Genomic DNA, 16,248 nt, shown 5'->3' on the forward strand with positions numbered 1-16,248 from the left:
ATGCCCACCACAGCCACCCCGCAGCCCGGCGCGCCGGCCGACCCGTACCGGGCGTACCACTTCCGGCTACTCATCAACGGTGTCACCAACGGCCACTTCACCGAGATGACCGGGCTGGAGGTGAACATCCCCGGGCAGCCGTACCGGGAGCACGGCCTGGGCCGGATGCGGATGGTGCCCGGCCAGGCCGAGTACGAGCCGGTGACACTGCACTTCGGGCTCACCGCCTCCCGCGAGTTGTGGGACTGGGTGAACGCCACCGCGCAGGGCACCCTCAACCGCCGCAACGTCTCGGTGGTGCTGCTCGACTCGGTCGGCACCGCCGAGGTGCTGCGGTGGAACCTGATCGACGCCTGGCCCACCCGGTGGCGCGGCGCGCACCTCAACACCCTCAGCCACGAGATCGCCATCGCCGCGCTGACCCTGCGCTACGAGAGCCTGGAGCTGGAGACCGGCGGTGCCACCGCGCCGACACCCGCGTAGCTGGCTGGCCGACCGGCTACGCGCGGCGGCCGGGGCAGCCCAGCGTCTCGCCGGGCAGGTCGAGCCCACCGGGCATCGGACACCCGCCGGACAACAAGCAACCGCCGGACAACAAGCAACCGCCGGACATCAGGCAACCGCCGGACACCGTGCGCCGCAGCCGCCGTCGGAGACGCCTCGGGCGACACCGCGCCGCTTCGGGGAACCTCCGCAGCACTGGCTGGACCTGGTCGCCGCCCACGCGCCGGGTCTGCTGCACGACCTGGACCTCGATCGGCCCGCCGCCGCACCGGCGGAGAGGCGAGATGACCCCGCCGGCAGTTCCAGCTCCAGTCCCGGCGTCGACCTCAGCTCCGGCTCCGGTTTCGGCTCCAGTCCCGGCGTCGACCTCAGCTCCGGCTCCGGCTCCGGCTCCGGCTTCGGCTCGGGCGGCGGCCCTAGCTTCGGCCCCGGTTTCGGCGACCGGATCGGTCAGGACGGGCTGGACCGGTGGAATGCGGTGACCGGGCCAGCTCGGCCCGCCGGGGAGCATGCCGGGTTCCCTGCCGACTCGCTGGGCCGCCGCGCCACCGGCGAGGTGGGTCGTCGTGCCCCCGGCCAGGCGGATCGTGGTGCTCCCGGCGAGGCGGACCGCTGTGCCCCCGACACGGGCGGTGGGCCCTGTCGCACAACCAACCTGAGCGGCCCGGACGCGGCCGCGAACTCCTACGGGCGTGGCCGCCCGGCGTCCACCACAGCGGGCATGGTGGGTGACGGCGGCACGGTGGACGCGGCGTACGGCGTCGACAGGCCGGCGGCGGTGAGCGGGGTCGGAAGGCCGGACGGGTCGCGCTCGACGGGCGCAACCGGCAGGTCGAAGCACCCGTCGAGGGCGGCCGACCGGTCCGGCGGCCCAGGGCTGGGCGGCGCCAGCCCCCGGGACGGCATTGACGGGCACTCCGTCGCGGCGCCGCTCGCGGCGACTGTGGGCCGCCGCGGGCCGGGCCGGCTGCTGGAGAGTTGGCGTCCGCGCACGTCAACCCGACGGGTCGCGGCGACAGGACCGTTACGGGACGACACCCCGGCCAACTCGCCCCTCCGCACCCACCCCGGCGAGATCTTGGAAGATTTCGGCCCCTCCAGGGGCACTTTCCTTCCAAGATCTACAACTGACTCCGCCGACGTCGGCGGGGCGGGGCCGGACCGGGCGGCGGCTCGGGACGGGCGATCAGCCGGCGGCAGCACACCGGCCGGCGGCAGCACACCGGCCGGCGGCAGCACACCGGCCGGCGGCAGCGCACCGGCCGGCGGCAGCACACCGGCCGGCGGCAGCACACCGGCCGGCGGCAGCACACCGGCCGGTGGCAGCACACCAAGTAGCGGCAGCGCACCGGCCGGCGGCGGCCTGTGGCCGGCACTGCCGGACGAGCGGGCACGGTCGGGGCAGCACATTGGCGAGCGGGTTGGACAACACACCGCAGGCCACAACGGTGCGGCCAAGGGCGCCGCGGGTGTGGCCTGGATCGGCTTGGCGGACCGGTTTTCGGGCGGCGCAGGGCCGGCGAGCACAGGACTGGCGAGCACAGGGCCGGCGAGCACAGGACCGGCGAGCACTGCCGACGCGACCGCGTTCGGTCCGTGGCCGGCGCTGCCCGACGACACCGCGCTGTGGTCGGTCGCCGGTGCGGCGCTGGACAGCGACCAGCTGGCCCGGCTGGATCGGGAACAGGCGGGCTACTGATGGAGCGCGTCGCCTTCCTCATCGACTCCTCCGGCGAACGTGTCGACTGCCTGCTGAACCCGGAGACCGTGCAGGTGACCCGACTCGCCGGCGTACGCCATCGGGGTGTCGCCGGCGGGCAGCTCTCCGGCGCCGGGTTGGCCGACGATCCGCTGGTCTTCACCGGCGGCGGTCGGACCGAGCTGGTGCTCGACCTGCTCTTCGACGTCGACTTCGTCCAGGCGCAGGTGCGTCCGGCGGACGTACGGGTCCTCACCCGTCCGCTGTGGATGCTCGCGGAGAACTCGACGGCCGAACACGGGTGGCTGCGACCACCGCTGGTCCGGTTGGTGTGGGGCAAGACCTGGAATGTGCCCGGTGTGATCATCGCGGTGGCGGAGCGGTTCGACGCGTTCACCAGCACCGGCTCGCCCCGGCGTTCCTGGCTGCGGCTGAAGCTGGTCCGCACCGCCGAGACCGCCGACCAGGCCGAGGCCGGCTTCGCCGAGGAGTTGGCCGCGGCGAACACCCCGACCGCCGCGCCGGGCAGCGCGGTGATCGCGGCCGGCGACGGCGCGGCCGAACCGGGTCGTTCCGGTGTGCGGTTCGACCTGCTGGCCAACGACGCGCTCGGTTCGCCGCTGCGCTGGCGTCTGCTCGCCGAACACAACCGGATCACCGACCCCCTCGCCGTGCCGGCCGGCACCACCCTCGCCGTGCCACCACCCGGTGCGCCGAGCGGCGGCGGATCGGTGGTGGGCGCGGTGACCGGCGTCGCGCGGGCGCTGGCCGGCGGGGTGGGTGCCGGCGCGTCGTTCGTCGGAGCCTCGATCGCCACCGCGCCCGCCGCCTGGGGCCCGACCGGCACCAACCCCACCCCCGGGGGTACGCCGTGACGAGCGTCGCGCCCCGGGCGTTGGTCGTCCTGCTCGACGGCGTCGAGCTGACCGGCGCGGTTCGTCCACGCGTGCGCTCGCTGCGGGTGGCGGCGCGGCTCGACCAGCCCACGCAGGCGGAGTTGGTGCTCGCCACCGCCGCCGGCGTCGGCGCGTTCGACCCGGCGGTGCGCCTCGGGACGACCCTCGACGTACGGCTGGCCGATCATGCCGACGCCCTGTTCGGCGGGGAGGTCACCGCCGTGGAGGTGGAGTACGCCGGTGACGGGGCGGCGGTGCTGCGGCTGCGGGCGTACGACCTGCTGCACCGGTTGCGCAAACGGCAGGGGTTGCGGGTCTTCACAGCGGTGACCGCCGTGGAGCTGGCCCGGGAGCTGTGCGGCGCGGTGGGGATCGAGGTGAGCGCGGAGGTCGACGGGCCCCGGGTGGAGCGGCTCTCGCAGCACCGGCACAGTGATCTGGAGCTGCTGCGTGAGGTGGCCGGCCGGGCCGGGCTGCACCTGGTCAGCGACGGCGACGGGGTCCGGCTGGTCACCCTCGCGGGCTACGGGGAGCCGGTCGCGCTGACCCTCGGCGCGGGGGTGCACACCCTGCGCCTGTCCACGAACGCCGACCAGGCCAGCGGTGCCAGCGCGGCGTTGGGCTGGCACCCGCAGCGGGCCGAGGTGATCAGCCAGCGGGTCGACGAGGCGCGCTGTGGCCGGCCGGCGTTTGACCGACCGGACCCGGCCGACGTGGGCGCCGGCGGGGTCCGCACCGCCGTCGACCAGCCGGGTCGCAGCGACGACGAGTTGGCGGCGCTGGCCCAGGCGCGGCTGGACACCCGGGCCGCCGCCCAGGTCACCGCCGAGGGGGTGGCCGAGGGTGATCCGGCGTTGCGGCCGGGCCGACGGATCGACCTGGGCGGGGTGCCCGAGCCGGTCGCCGGGGCGTACGTGCTGACCGAGGTGGTGCACACGGTCGACGGCAACGGGCACCTGACGCGGTTCTCCACTGTGCCACCGGCCACTCCGGCGGCCCCGCCCGGCGCGGCGGTGGTCACCCTCGGCACCGTCACCGACGTCGCCGACCCGGACGGGTTGGGCCGGGTCCGGCTGACCCTGCCGGCGTACGGGGACCTGGACGCCGGCTGGCTCGCCGTGCTGTGCCCCGGCGCGGGGCGGGGCAAGGGTCTGGTGGCGTTGCCGGATCCGGACGACACGGTGCTGGTGGCGCTGCCCGGTGGTGAGCCGGCCTCGGGCATCGTGCTCGGTTCGCTGTTCGGCGCCGTCGAGCCGTACGACACGGGCGTGGACGACGGAAAGGCCCGCCGCTGGACGCTGCGCACCGCCGGCGGGCAGTCGATAGTCGTCGACGACGTGCGGCGCAGTCTGCGACTGGCCACCGAGGGCGGCAGCTTCCTGGAACTGACCCCGGACCTGGCCACCCTGCACGCGGCGTCCGATCTGGTGATCTCCGCACCCGGTCGGGCCATGGTGGTCCGCGCCCGCAGCGTGGACTTCCTGCGCGCCGAGTCGACCGAGGACCCGACGACAGCGGCGCGGCAGGCCCGTTCGCTGGCCCGCGCCCACCACGAAGGAGGCGGCTGATGCGCTGGATCCACAGTGGCTCCGTGATCACCTGCGATCACGACGGCCGGGTCGAGAACCGACCCTCGCAGCGGTGGGTGACCGTCACCGGTGTGCCGGTGCTCGTCGACGACGACCCGGAGGGACGCACGATCGTCGCCTGCCCGAACTACGGCCCGACCGTCAAGCCGTGTACGAAGACGGAGAGCCTCCGCGTCGGTTACAGCGACTGGGTGCGGGTCGGCGGGCAGCGGGTGGTGCTCGACAGCCTGGAGGGGTTCACCAACGGCACCCCACCCAACGCGGTCCATCACACGGTGCGCGACGCCCGCCAGCGTTTCCTGGGGGCGGACCGATGAGGGCCTTCCGGTTCGTCGGCGCCGGCTTCGACGCCGGCCGGGGTGGAGGTCTGGCGCTCACCGCGGCCGGCGGCCTGGCGATGACCGAGGGCGACGAGAGCGTACGGCAGGCGCTGTTCCTGCTCCTGTCGACGACGCCGGGCGAGCGGCTGATGCGACCCGGGTACGGGTCGCGGCTGCACCGGCTCGTCTTCGCGCCCAACGACGACACCACGGCCGGGCTGGCCATCCACTACGTCCGGCAGGCCATCGCCCGGTGGGAGCCGCGGGTCGAGGTGATCGACACCGACGCCGGACCGGACCCGGACGACGCGTGGCGGCTGGTGATCCGGTTGGACTACCGGGTGCGGGCCAGCCTGACCCCCGGGCAACTGGTGTTCTCCGTGGACCTGCTCCCGGTCGACGAACCCGCGCAGGGAGGGCCCTCATGACGCTGCCCGTGCCGCACCTGGACGATCGTGGGTTCCTCGACCTCGTCACCGAGGCCCGGGAACGGATCCGGCAGTCCTGCCCGGCGTGGACCGACCTGTCGGCGCACGACCCCGGGATGGCCCTGGTGGAGGCGTTCGCGCACCTGACCGAGGTGATGATCTACCGGCTGAACCAGTTGCCGGACAAGGCGTACGTCTCGTTTCTGAACCTGCTCGGGGTCACCCGGCACGCGCCCACCGCGGCCTGGGCGGACGTCCGGTTCACCCGCGGCGGCACCGACCGCGCCGCGATCCGGATCCCGGCGGGCCTGCGGGTCGCGGCGGCGCGCGGCGCGGACCCCCGGCCGGTCGTGTTCGTCACCACCGAGCCGACGCTGTTGCCCGCCGACGAGGCGTCGGTGACGGTACGGATGCACCACTGCGAACCTGTCGACGCGGAGCTGCTCGGCGTGGGCACCGGCCAGCCCGGCCAGGTGCTGCGCGCCGCCCACGCCCCGCTGACGCACACCGCCGAGGCGTTGGACCTGCTCCTCGGCGTCGAGGTGCCACCCGGGACCGTCGAGTTGGGCGCGGCGGCCCGCGAGCACGACGGCCGCACGTTCGAGATCTGGCGGCCGGTGGACAGCTTCGCCGGGCTCGGCACGCAGGCCAAGGCGTACCTGGTGGACCGCTGCTCGGGCACCGTCACCTTCGCCCCGGCCCTGGACCTGCGACCGCCGGCAACGCCCGGCGACACGGCGCCGGCACCGCCACCCGTCCCGGTGACCGTGGCGGCGGTGCCGCCGGCCGGGCGGCAGGTCCGGCTCTGGTACCGCGCCGGCGGTGGGCCCACCGGCAACGTGGCGGCGGGCACGCTGACCAGCATGCGCGACCCGCTGCCCGGGGTACGCGTGGACAACCCCGCGCCGGCGGCCGGCGGTCGGGAGATGGAGGCGTTGGAGTCGGTGCTGCTGCGCGGCCCGTACGAGTTCTTCGCCCAGCAACGGGCGGTCACCGCCCGCGACTTCGAGGTCCTCGCCACCAGCTCCGGCGCGGTGGCGCGGGCCCGGGCGTTCACCCGCGCGGCGGTGTACAGCTTCGCCCGGCCCGGTGAGGTCGAGGTGGTGCTGGTGCCGTACGTGCCGTCGGCGGCCCGCCCCGGTGGCCGGCTGCCGGTGGCGGTGCTGCGCGAGCACGAGGTGCCCGAGGCACGCCGCCGGGTGGAGGCGGACCTGGAGGAACGCCGGATGGTCGGCATCCGGTCCCGGGCCACCTGGGCCCGGTTCAAGGCGGTGTCGGTCCGGGCCCGGGTGGTGGTCCGCCGGGAGGAGGATGCCGACGCGGTGCGCCGCCGGATCCACGACCGGTTGCACCAGACGCTGAGCCCGCTGCCGACCGCGCTGAACCCGACCGGCTGGCCGTTCGGGGAGCCGTTGCGGGCGTCCAACGTGTACCGGTTGTTGGAGCAGGCCGAACCGGGGGTGCGCTACGTCGAGTCGGTGCGGTTCGTTGTCGACGAGGCCCCCGACGCCGAGGTACGCGCGCTCGCCGTCGACCAGTACCAGGCGCGTACCTGGTACGCCGGGCGCGGCCCGGTGCTGTTCCGTTCCAGCAACGGCGGCGCGGGGTGGGAGCCGGCCGGCCGGTTCGACGGCGAGACGGTGCTGCGGGTGGCGCCCGCGCCCGCCCCGGTGCGCCCGGGCATCGTCGCGCGCCCCGGCTCGGTGGCCGTGGTGACGCTGCGGTCGTCCGGCGGCTCCCGGGTGCACCTGAGCACCGACCTGGGCGAGACCTGGTCGCTGCTCACCGACCTGGACGCGCGGATCTCCGACGTGGCCTGGCTGGACCGCGACGGCGCGGGCGCGCTGCTGGTGGCCACCGACACCGGCCTGTACGAGGTGTCACTGCTGCCCGGGGCGGTGCCGTTGCAGATCCTGGTCGACCCGTCCGACGCCGACCGGGGGTTCTACGCGGTGCGCGCGTTCGTCTCGGAGCGGGGCGCGCCGGGGGTGGCGGTGGCCGCGCAGGCCAGCTTCGGGGTGTACCTGTCGACCGCCAGCGGCCGTCCGGGCAGCTTTGTCCACGTCGGTCTGGCCAACGTGGACAACCGGGTGCTCGCGGTGCAGTACGACGGCCCGGCGACGTTGCTGTGGAGCGGTGCCGGCGAGCCGGACCCGAAGAAGCCCGGCCAGGGGTGTCACCGCACCCGGCTGTTCGAGTCCGACGTGAAGTGGCAGCCGGTGCAGACCGGCTGGGTCGGCGGCACCTGCCGTGACCTGGCGTTCGCCGGCCAGCTCGCGGTGGCGGCGACGCAGAGCGGCGGGGTGCTCCGGTTGGACACCCTTGGCGCGCAGCCGCAGTGGCAGGCGGTGTCGGTCAACTGCGGGTTGCCGCTGCGGGACCGGACCCGGTTCGTGCCTGTCGACGCCGTAGCGGTGAGCGGCCCGACCGCCGGCGGCACGACCGGCGGCACCGGCACGGCGGGCACCGGCACGGCGGGCACCGGCACGGCGGGCACCGGCACGGCAGGCACCGGCACGGCGGGCGGGGGCGCGGCCGGCGGGGGCGGGGGCGCGGCCGGCGGCTCCGGCGCGGCCGAGCGGCTGATCCTGGCCGGCGGCGAACGCGGTGTGCACCGCAGCGCCACCGCCGTGGACTGGACGCCCAGCGCCAACCAGGCCACCGCCGACGTGGTGACCGTTCCGGACACCTGGCTGCTCTGCTCCGGCGAGCACGACATAGAGGTGGTGCGCCAGGATGCGACGTTCGGCGATTGAACGGCTGCTGCCCGCCGCCTACCAGCGGGCCTGCGTGCCCGGCAGCGTGCTCTGGGCGCTGCTGGACGTGATGGAGGGGCTGCACGCCCCGGACGAGGCGATCCTCGCCGAGGTGGATGCCCTGTTCGACCCGTACCGGGCGCCGGACGGGCTGGTCGTGCGGTTGACCCGCTGGGTGGCGATGGACCACGTGGTGGCCTCGCCCCGGCCGGACGCGCCCCTACCGCTGCCGGTGGGCCGGCTGCGCGACCTGGTGGCCAACGCCGCGCTGTTGGCCCGGTGGCGCGGCACCCCGTACGGCATGCGGCGGGCCCTGGAGTTGGCCACCGGGGTGCCGGGCTTCGCCATCGACGAGCCGGCCGAGCGGCCCTTCCACGTCGTGGTGCGGGTCCCGGCTGCCGCTGCCGGCCAACTCGCCGTGCTCACCCGCGTCGTCGAGGCCGAGAAGCCCGCCTCCACCACCGTCGAGATCGTCCTGGAAGAGGAGTCGTCATGACCACCGAATGGGCGGTCGTCGCCGCCGCCGAGCAGTTCACCCTCGATCCGCGCAACAGCGGCGAGCTGACCTTCACCGTCTCCAACCCGGGCACCGCGCCGGACACCGTGGTGTTCGACGTGGCCCCCGGTGACGGCTCCCAGCGGGCGTGGTTCACCGTCGCCGAGCCGCAGCGGGTGGTCCCCGGCCAGGGCTCGGTGTCGTTCCTGGTCACGCTCGCGGTGCCGGCGGGCACCCCGCCGCGGCGCTACGACATGACCGGGTTCGCGTACTCGGCGAACACCGCTCCGGAGGAGAGCTCCCGGTCCAGCGGCCGGGTCACGTACGAGGTGCGGGCGGTCGCGGCGCCACGGCGTACCCCCTGGTTGTGGATCGCCGCCGCGGCGGCGTTGGTGCTGGTGGTGGTGGCCGTGGGGGTGGTGTTGCTGACCCGCGACGGCGAGCCGGCCCCCGGCGAGCCGCGGGTGGTCACCGTCGAGGCGGAGAGCCTGGTGGACGGCGCGGTCGTGGTCAAGTCGCCGCAGAACAGCAAGGCGGCAGTGGGTGCGCAGCCCAACTGCTGCGGGGTGACCTGGTCCGACAACAAGCAATTGTTCTTCACGGGGCTGGCCATCGGCGACCGGGTGACGGTGACGGTGCAGATCCCGGCGGACGGCACCTGGCGGTTCGCCACGGCACGGACCACGGCCCCCGACTACGCCAACACCGTCTTCACGATCGACGGCAACCAGGTCGGCGGCACGTTCCTCGGCTTCACCCCGAAGGTGCAGAAGACGGACTTCCTGGACGTCGGAACGGTCCGGCTGGCCAAGGGGCCGCACCAGGTCACGTTGCTGGTGGTGGGCAAGACACAGGGCACGAACTCCTACTTCGCCGGGGTGGACACCATCCGGTTCACCGAGGTCGTGGCGCAGGCCGTGGCGCGATGAGTGGTCGGCAGAAGACGCTGCTGGGGCTGCTCGCCGTCCTGCTGGTGGCGCTGTTCGTGGTCGCGGTCGGCGCGGGCCGCGACGACCGGGGTGATCCGGGTGCCCGACACGGGTTGGTCGACAGGTTGGGTGCGTTGGCCGGCGAGCGCGCGGCGGTGGACCCGGCCACCGTCGACGCCGACTGCGCCGACGGGAACGGCCGGTTGACGTTCTCCGGCAGTTGCGTGCTGCGGGTCGCCGACCCGGGCGGGCTGCGCACCCTGGTGCTGCGCAGCGCGGCACGCTTCACGGTCGTCGCGCCAGCGCCCGGCGACGCCGAGCTGACCATCCGCGACGAGGTCGAGCCGGCGTCCGACGGCACCGGGGCGGTGGCGAAGGTCGCCGTCGACAAGGCCACCGAGGTGGGCCTGACCTGCCCCGGCCTCGGTGGCTGCACCGTCGTCGTGGCCACGTCCTGACCCGAGGAAGGTGCCGACATGGGTGACCTGCGTAAGCCGTTCCTGTTGCTGGCGATGCTCGCCATCGTCCTGGCGATCGGCGTGGAAATGGGTGCCGGGTTGGTGCTGGGCGGCGCCGACGCCGGCGCGGCCCTGGTCGACAGTGCCGGCGCGCTGGACGTGGATCTCGACGACGTGTCCGGGGTCAGCGAACCGTCCGGACGGGGCACCGGCTACCTGGCGTTGATCGACGCGGTGGCGGTCTGGAGCACCGGGCTGTTCTGCCTGGGCCTGCTGCTGCCCGAGCGGGTCCAGGGCCGGGTGCAGGGGGTCGCCAGCCTGATCTTCTCGATCATCCTGATCATCGTCGGGCTGATCGCGCTGGTCGTCGCGTTCGTGGAGCTGACGATCATGGTGTCGCTGTTCGTGGCCGTCCCGTTCGGCACGCTCGCGTACCTGGCGCTGTGGGGGTTCTTCCCGGTCGGCGAGGCGGCGGTGCTGCTCGGGCTGGTGCTGCTGCTCAAACTGGTGTGGGCCGGGCTGCTGGTGCTGGCCCAACCGCGTTTCCTCCAGAACAAGGGCCTCGTCCTGCTGATCCTCACCACCCTGCTGTGCACTGTCGTCCTGGAGTTCCTGCACCACCTGGTACCGGTGATCCTGGTCAGCATCGTCGACGACGTGGCGGCGCTGGTCTTCGCGGTGATCGCGATCATCTGGGGGCTGGTGCTCCTGATCGGCTCGATCCCGGCAATCGTGAAGGCCGTCCGGATAACAGCCACCCCACCGCCTGCCGGTGCCCCCCGGTGATCTTGAGGTTATTGCCCTCCCGAGCGGCGTGCCGTGGCAGTAACCTCATGATCGACGCACGCATGGCGGCGGCGGGTGGGGTTAGTCCACCTTGGTTAGCAGGGGTTTGCCCTTCTCCACCACGTAGGTGGCCAGCTCTACCGCTATGCCGTCGCCTACGTTGCGGGCCTGGTGGTGGACGCCGTAGGGCACTGTCAACGCGTCGCCGACATTGCACACGATCGGTGGTTGGCCCTCGAGCGTGTATTCCAGGGTGCCCTGGAGAACGCAGATGATCTCTTCGCCGGGGTGGAAGTGCTTGAACGGCGGCGAGTCGGGGGTGAACTCCACCCGACTCTGGATGACCTCGCGCCCGGGAATGCTGAGATCGTGTTTCTGGAGATCGACGCGCCACAATCCCGGTGCCCCCTGCACCGCTGTCGGGCTGATGCCCTCGGGTCGATCTGTCCCACTCATCTCGGCCTCCTGCACGCCGTCGTGCGGACGGCGCCCGCCCACGGTTGGCGATCATCCCGAGGATAGGTGGCCGCGGCCCCGTCGGGGCGGGGATGCCGAGAAAGCGAGCCCCCGCGCCCCTGGTCAGGTCGCCAGACGTCCGCGCGGCGGCACCGGCCCCGGTCTCGCGGCCAGAGCGGCGGCGGTGGCGCGGTCCAGGGCGCCGTCGGCGACGACCACCGCGTGCCGGCCCCGCCGCGTCGTGCCGGCCGCGATGGTCACCGGCCGCTCGAACGCGAACGCCACCCCGACGCCCGGATACATCGCGGTCCGCGTGAACCACCTGTCGCCGTCGCCAAGACCACTGAAGACCAGGGTGTACGCGCTCCCGTCCGGCCCGGTCCCGACCAGAGCCACCCAGGACTCGGCGGAACCGTTGACCGCCTCCTCCCCCGTCGCGGAGGCGCTGAACACCGAGGCGGGCCCGGCCGAGACCGCCCGCCAGAAGAACCCGCCGTAGCCCGCGCCGCCGGGGCGGCCGTTGGTGGCCGGGCTGCCCAGCCGCACGTCCTGCCCGTCCGGTGCGCGCAGCGTGTAGTCCACGTCCAGCCGCCAGGCCGACACGTCCCCGCCCGACGGGGCGGCGCTGAGCCGACGCTCCTCGGTGAGCAGCACCGCCCCGCTCGGGTCGCGCCACTCCAGCCGGTGCGCCAGCCGGTCGGCGGACCGCTGCGACCAGCCGGTGTGCGCCATCCGCCCGTGGTCGTCGCGCCAGGTGTAGCCGACGTCGCGGACGTAGGTGCGCCCGCCCCAGAGGTTGCTGCCGTTGACGTCCTGCACGGCGAGGGAGACGCCGAGGTGCCACACGTGGTCGGCGGGCAACGTGTCGGTGACGACAGTGCCGCCCAGGGTGCGGACCGGATGCAGGTACGGTCGCGGCCCGTGCCGCGCGTCCAACGCCGGGTCGACCACGTACCGGGCGACAGCCGTCGCACCGACCACCAGCCACACCTGCTCCTGCTCGGTGCTCACGGCGACTCCGGGTCGGCGGTCGCCGGCCGGCGGTCGGCGACACCGGCGGGGACCGGCCGACGGTCGGCGACGCCAGCCCCGACCGGCCGACGGCCGCCACCGCCAGCACCGACCGGCCGACGGCCGGCGACGGCGTGCAGGGCGGCCACCGTGTAGCCGGCGAGGATCGGCACCGCGACCGGGGTGACCAGCACGGCGAGCAGCCCGGCCAGCGCTGTCACCCCGGCGAACGCGGCCCAGCGGGTGGGCGCGTCGAGGCAGGCACGGGCGGCGGACCGGGCCGCCGCCCGCCACCGCCCGCCCCCGTTGCGGCCCACCTCGACGACGACCAGCCCGGCGTACCCGGTCAGGCCGGCCGTGACCAGTGCGGTCACCACCAGTGCCGGCGGGCCGCCCGGCACCCGGCCGGTGGCCAACGCCGCCAGGTCGGCGGCGAGCAGCCCGGTCACGACGAGCGCCAGCAGGCTCACCGGCACGCCGGGCAGCGCCGCGCGGCCGAACCGGCGCACTGTGACACGCGCCGACGGCCAGCCTCCGGTACGGGTCCAGTCGCGCACCGCCGCGCTTGCCGTACCGGCCGCCGCCGCCGCGGTGAGCAGCGGCGCCGCGGCGAGGGTCAGCAGGATGCCGAGCAACGCCAGGTCGGCGGCGTCGCGCAGCACGTCACGCCAGTCCCGCCGGTCGCCGGTGTCCGCCGGTTCAGCCCTTGATGCCACCGGTGTTGATCCCCTCGACGAGCATCCGTTGGAAGGCGACGAAGAACAGGAAGACCGGCAGCAGCGACAGCACCGACATGGCGAACATCGGCCCGACCGCGCTCTGGCTTGTCGAGTCGATGAACAGGGTCAACGCGACAGGCACCGTGTAGTCCCCCAGTTCGGACAGGAAGACCAGTTGGCGGAAGAAGTCGTTCCAGGTCCAGATGAACGAGAAGATCGCGGTGGTGACCAGCGCCGGGCGGCTCAGCGGCAGGATGATGTGCCGGAAGATGCCGTACGGGCCGGCACCGTCGATCCGGGCCGCCTCGTCCAGCTCACGGGGAATGCCCCGCATGAACTGCACCATCAGGAAGACGAAGAACGCCTCGGTGGCCAGGAACTGCGGGATGAGCAGCGGCAGGTACGGCCATTCGCCGCCGACCAGCCCGAGCGTGCGGAACAGGATGTACTGCGGCACGATCAGCACGTGTTGCGGCAGCAGCAGCGTGCCGATCATGACGGCGAACCACACCCCGCGCAGCCGGAACCGCAGCCGGGCGAAGGCGTACGCGGCCAGCAGGCAGGAGAGCCCGTTGCCGACGACGGTGAGCAGGCTGACCATCGTGCTGTTGAGGAAGAACCGGCCGAAGCTCACGTCGAAGTTGGACCACCCGGCGGTGTAGTTGCCCGGCGAGAACCGCTCCGGCAGCAGTCCGACGTTGTTGACGATCTCCTCCTGGGACTTGACCGAGGTGCCCACCATCCAGATCAGCGGGTAGAGCACCACGGCGAGGATCGCCACCAGGATCAGCAGTCGCAGCACCGGCCGGCCGGTTGGGCGTCGCGGGGCGACCGGCGCCCGAGTCACCGTCACCGGTCCTCCCCGTCGGAGTAGTGCACCCAGAACCGCCCGGTGCTGAAGAAGATCGCGGTGATCACCGCGATGGCGAGCAGGAACACCCAGGCCATCGCCGAGGCGTAACCCATCTCGAGGTCGGTGAAGCCGGTGATGTAGAGGTTCAGCGTGTACATCAGGGTGGAGTCGACAGGGCCGCCGGTGCCGTTGCTGAGCACGAACGCCGCGGTGAAGCCCTGAAACCCGTTGATCGTCTCCAGCACCAGGTTGAAGAAGATGACCGGGGAGAGCATCGGCAGTGTGACGTCGCGGAACTGGCGGATCCGGCCTGCGCCGTCGACCGACGCCGCCTCGTACAGTTCGACGGGCACCTGCTTGAGCCCGGCCAGGAAGATCACCATCGGTGCGCCGAACTGCCAGATGGCAAGCACCATGAGGGTTTCGAGTGCCCAGTCGGGGTCGTTGACCCACGGCTTGCCCTGGATGCCGACGAGGCTGAGCAGCGAGTTGAACGCGCCGTCGCGGTTGAACATGCTGACCCAGACGATGGCCAGCGCGACGCTGCCGCCGAGCAGCGACGGCAGGTAGAACAGCCCACGAAACAGCCCGACGCCGCGCCAGGCGCGGTTGAGCAGCAGCGCCACGCCGAGCGCCGCGGCCAGCTTCAGCGGTACGGCGATCAACGCGAAGGTGACAGTCACCCGCACCGCGTGCCAGTACGACGGGTCGGCGGTGAACATCCGTTCGTAGTTGGCCAGCCCCACCCACCGCACCTCGGCGAACGGGGTGAGGATGTCGTAGTTGGTGAAGCTCAGGTAGAGCGACAGCAGCATGGGAATCGCCGTGACACCGAGCAGGCCGACGAGCCACGGCGACAGGAAGACGTACCCCGCCCGACCCTCGCCGTGCCGGACGCGTCCGGGCCTCCGGCCGCGGTTTCGGGCGGCTCCGGGGCCGCGTCGGGTCGGGTCGGGCGCCGTGGTCAACGCCACGAACGGCTCCTCTCCTCGGCGGGTGGGCACTCAGGCGATGGCGGACTTGCATGCCTCAAGGAACTGGGCGGCGGCCTCGGCGGTGCTCGCGCGGCCGTACTGCGCGTTCTCGGCGGCCTTGATCAGCTCGGACTTGACCTTGCTGTGCCCCTTGATCGGCACCTGCGGCGACGGGCCGAACTTCTGGGTCAGCTCGGTCTCGACGGCGATCGACTGTTTCATGGCCGGGTCGGTGGTGCCCTCGCTGACCAGCCGGCGCAGGTCCAGGTTGGACGGCAGGCCCCGGTCGGTGCCCAGCAGCGTGACCGCCTCCTGGTCGTTGTACAGGAAGTTGATCACGTCGACGGCGACGTCCCTGTTCTTGCTGCCCCGGAACACCGACCAGTACATCGAGGCCCGCGCCCACTGGGCGCTCGGATCACCGGGGTACGCGATGACGCCCAGCTCGTCCTTGGTGTTCTTCTTCAGGTCGGGCATCTGGTTGGCCCACACCCAGGAGGTCGCCGACTTGCCGGTGACCACCAGCTGCTTGGTGACGTCGCTGGAGTTGCCCTCGTGGATGACGTCGGCGGTCGGCGTGGCCTTCCGGTCCCGGGCGCCCTTCCACAGGTCGAACCACTTCGTCACGTCCTCGGCGGTGAAGCCCAGCTCCTTGCCCTTGTAGAGGTCCTTGCTCTGCTGCCGCAGCCAGACCCAGAACGCCTTGTAGTCGGCGCTCGGGTCCTGGGTGCCGGGCACCTTCGTCGTGGCGGTGACCTGCTCGGCCCAGGCGATGTGCTGCTCCCAGGTCATCCCGGTGGTCGGCTCGGGCAGGTTGTGCTTGGTCAGCAGCGTCTTGTTGTAGACCAGGCCCTGGGTGTTCTCCCCGGCGGCCAGCCCGGCGAGTTTGCCGTCGACCACGCCGTACTGCCAGAGGCTCTCCGGGAACCTGGAGGTGTCCAGCTTTCCGGACTTCTGGTAGGAGGTCAGGTCGAGCGTGGTGTTGCGGGCCGCGTACTCGGCCAGGTAGTTGTCGTCGATCTGGAACAGGTCCGGTGGGTTGCCGCCCGCCGTGAGCGTGGCCAGCTTGTCGAAGTAACCCTGGTTGGCCTGCCAGGTCGTCTCGAATGTCACGTTCGGGTGTTTCTTCGTGTAGAGCGCGAGGGCGTCCTCGGTCAGCTTGGCCCGGGCGTCGCCGCCCCACCAGAAGGCGGAGAGCTTGACCGGGGCGTTCGGGTCGGCGGCGCCGCCGTCGTCGTCGCCGCACGCGGCGGCCCCGGCCAGCAGCGGCGCGGCGACAGTCAGGGCGAGCAGGCCGCGCAGCAGACGCCGCCGAGACAGCGGGGTACGGTCGATGCGCCCGACGGGCGCGTCAGTGGTGGGGTGCATGTGCGC

The 16,248-nt window shown here is 73.1% G+C and carries 17 protein-coding genes; 11 read left to right on the plus strand and 6 right to left on the minus strand.

All coding sequences use genetic code 11. The features are described 5' to 3' along the window. From AB0A95_RS10410 to AB0A95_RS10460, 11 genes are read left to right on the plus strand one after another with little or no spacing between them, the layout of a single operon-like run. Nucleotides 1–483 carry a phage tail protein gene (locus AB0A95_RS10410; RefSeq protein WP_357063203.1) on the plus strand — a complete coding sequence of 161 codons (483 nt, stop codon included), beginning with the start codon at nt 1–3 and terminating at the stop codon, nt 481–483. Next, nucleotides 458–2,203 carry a hypothetical protein gene (locus AB0A95_RS10415; RefSeq protein ID WP_357555390.1) on the plus strand — a complete coding sequence of 582 codons (1,746 nt, stop codon included), beginning with the start codon at nt 458–460 and terminating at the stop codon, nt 2,201–2,203. Before AB0A95_RS10410 ends, AB0A95_RS10415 begins: the two co-directional genes overlap by 26 nt. Then, nucleotides 2,203–3,078 carry a hypothetical protein gene (locus AB0A95_RS10420; RefSeq protein ID WP_357555391.1) on the plus strand — a complete coding sequence of 292 codons (876 nt, stop codon included), beginning with the start codon at nt 2,203–2,205 and terminating at the stop codon, nt 3,076–3,078. The genes AB0A95_RS10415 and AB0A95_RS10420 overlap by 1 nt, the downstream gene beginning before the upstream one ends. Beyond that, entirely contained in the window at nt 3,075–4,667 is a 1,593-nt protein-coding gene (locus AB0A95_RS10425) for a phage baseplate assembly protein V (protein WP_357555392.1), read from the plus strand. Before AB0A95_RS10420 ends, AB0A95_RS10425 begins: the two co-directional genes overlap by 4 nt. Then, the gene (locus tag AB0A95_RS10430) at nt 4,667–5,005 is read left to right on the plus strand and encodes a hypothetical protein (protein ID WP_357555393.1); all 339 of its coding nucleotides are present in this window, start codon (nt 4,667–4,669) and stop codon (nt 5,003–5,005) included. The genes AB0A95_RS10425 and AB0A95_RS10430 overlap by 1 nt, the downstream gene beginning before the upstream one ends. Next, entirely contained in the window at nt 5,002–5,436 is a 435-nt protein-coding gene (locus AB0A95_RS10435; protein ID WP_357555394.1) for a GPW/gp25 family protein, read from the plus strand. The genes AB0A95_RS10430 and AB0A95_RS10435 overlap by 4 nt, the downstream gene beginning before the upstream one ends. Further along, the gene (locus tag AB0A95_RS10440; protein ID WP_357555395.1) at nt 5,433–8,192 is read left to right on the plus strand and encodes a putative baseplate assembly protein; all 2,760 of its coding nucleotides are present in this window, start codon (nt 5,433–5,435) and stop codon (nt 8,190–8,192) included. Before AB0A95_RS10435 ends, AB0A95_RS10440 begins: the two co-directional genes overlap by 4 nt. Further along, nucleotides 8,173–8,688: a phage tail protein gene (locus AB0A95_RS10445; RefSeq protein ID WP_357555396.1), complete on the plus strand. Its 516-nt coding sequence runs from the start codon at nt 8,173–8,175 to the stop codon at nt 8,686–8,688. Before AB0A95_RS10440 ends, AB0A95_RS10445 begins: the two co-directional genes overlap by 20 nt. Beyond that, on the plus strand, nt 8,685–9,617 hold the full coding sequence (locus AB0A95_RS10450; RefSeq protein ID WP_357555397.1) for a hypothetical protein: 933 nt from the start codon (nt 8,685–8,687) through the stop codon (nt 9,615–9,617). The genes AB0A95_RS10445 and AB0A95_RS10450 overlap by 4 nt, the downstream gene beginning before the upstream one ends. Then, complete coding sequence (locus AB0A95_RS10455; protein ID WP_357555398.1) at nt 9,614–10,075, plus strand: hypothetical protein; 462 nt, start codon at nt 9,614–9,616, stop codon at nt 10,073–10,075. The genes AB0A95_RS10450 and AB0A95_RS10455 overlap by 4 nt, the downstream gene beginning before the upstream one ends. Nucleotides 10,076–10,093: 18 nt before the next feature. Continuing rightward, nucleotides 10,094–10,861 carry a hypothetical protein gene (locus AB0A95_RS10460; RefSeq protein ID WP_357555399.1) on the plus strand — a complete coding sequence of 256 codons (768 nt, stop codon included), beginning with the start codon at nt 10,094–10,096 and terminating at the stop codon, nt 10,859–10,861. Between the two features lie 81 nt (nt 10,862–10,942). On the opposite strand, the gene AB0A95_RS10465 is transcribed toward AB0A95_RS10460, so the two are convergent. The 6 genes from AB0A95_RS10465 to AB0A95_RS10490 all read right to left on the minus strand — a co-directional run bounded on the left by AB0A95_RS10465 (nt 10,943) and on the right by AB0A95_RS10490 (nt 16,242). Beyond that, nucleotides 10,943–11,317: a cupin domain-containing protein gene (locus tag AB0A95_RS10465; protein ID WP_357063231.1), complete on the minus strand. Its 375-nt coding sequence runs from the start codon at nt 11,315–11,317 to the stop codon at nt 10,943–10,945. 123 nt (nt 11,318–11,440) lie between these two features. Beyond that, entirely contained in the window at nt 11,441–12,328 is an 888-nt protein-coding gene (locus AB0A95_RS10470) for a PmoA family protein (protein ID WP_357555400.1), read from the minus strand. Then, nucleotides 12,325–13,044 (minus strand): hypothetical protein, encoded by a 720-nt coding sequence (locus AB0A95_RS10475; protein ID WP_357555401.1) that lies wholly within the window; start codon nt 13,042–13,044, stop codon nt 12,325–12,327. Before AB0A95_RS10475 ends, AB0A95_RS10470 begins: the two co-directional genes overlap by 4 nt. Continuing rightward, entirely contained in the window at nt 13,028–13,894 is an 867-nt protein-coding gene (locus AB0A95_RS10480; protein WP_357555448.1) for a carbohydrate ABC transporter permease, read from the minus strand. The genes AB0A95_RS10475 and AB0A95_RS10480 overlap by 17 nt, the downstream gene beginning before the upstream one ends. 2 nt (nt 13,895–13,896) lie before the next feature. Continuing rightward, a complete protein-coding gene (locus AB0A95_RS10485; RefSeq protein WP_357555402.1) occupies nt 13,897–14,874 on the minus strand; it encodes a sugar ABC transporter permease in 978 nt (325 codons plus the stop codon). A gap of 30 nt (nt 14,875–14,904) precedes the next feature. Then, the gene (locus AB0A95_RS10490) at nt 14,905–16,242 is read right to left on the minus strand and encodes an extracellular solute-binding protein (RefSeq protein WP_357555403.1); all 1,338 of its coding nucleotides are present in this window, start codon (nt 16,240–16,242) and stop codon (nt 14,905–14,907) included. Nucleotides 16,243–16,248: the final 6 nt, after the last annotated feature.

It is taken from the genome of Micromonospora sp. NPDC049230, assembly GCF_040647875.1.
Lineage (GTDB): Bacteria > Actinomycetota > Actinomycetes > Mycobacteriales > Micromonosporaceae > Micromonospora.

Excerpts from the sequence above, each read along its gene's own strand:
- AB0A95_RS10455 (WP_357555398.1), top strand. The coding sequence starts at position 9,614 with ATGAGTGGTCGGCAGAAGACGCTGCTGGGGCTGCTCGCCGTCCTGCTG.
- AB0A95_RS10440 (WP_357555395.1), top strand. The coding sequence starts at position 5,433 with ATGACGCTGCCCGTGCCGCACCTGGACGATCGTGGGTTCCTCGACCTC.
- AB0A95_RS10450 (WP_357555397.1), top strand. The coding sequence starts at position 8,685 with ATGACCACCGAATGGGCGGTCGTCGCCGCCGCCGAGCAGTTCACCCTC.
- AB0A95_RS10420 (WP_357555391.1), top strand. The coding sequence starts at position 2,203 with ATGGAGCGCGTCGCCTTCCTCATCGACTCCTCCGGCGAACGTGTCGAC.
- AB0A95_RS10465 (WP_357063231.1), bottom strand. The coding sequence starts at position 11,317 with ATGAGTGGGACAGATCGACCCGAGGGCATCAGCCCGACAGCGGTGCAG.
- AB0A95_RS10460 (WP_357555399.1), top strand. The coding sequence starts at position 10,094 with ATGGGTGACCTGCGTAAGCCGTTCCTGTTGCTGGCGATGCTCGCCATC.
- AB0A95_RS10410 (WP_357063203.1), top strand. The coding sequence starts at position 1 with ATGCCCACCACAGCCACCCCGCAGCCCGGCGCGCCGGCCGACCCGTAC.
- AB0A95_RS10490 (WP_357555403.1), bottom strand. The coding sequence starts at position 16,242 with ATGCACCCCACCACTGACGCGCCCGTCGGGCGCATCGACCGTACCCCG.
- AB0A95_RS10435 (WP_357555394.1), top strand. The coding sequence starts at position 5,002 with ATGAGGGCCTTCCGGTTCGTCGGCGCCGGCTTCGACGCCGGCCGGGGT.
- AB0A95_RS10445 (WP_357555396.1), top strand. The coding sequence starts at position 8,173 with ATGCGACGTTCGGCGATTGAACGGCTGCTGCCCGCCGCCTACCAGCGG.
- AB0A95_RS10430 (WP_357555393.1), top strand. The coding sequence starts at position 4,667 with ATGCGCTGGATCCACAGTGGCTCCGTGATCACCTGCGATCACGACGGC.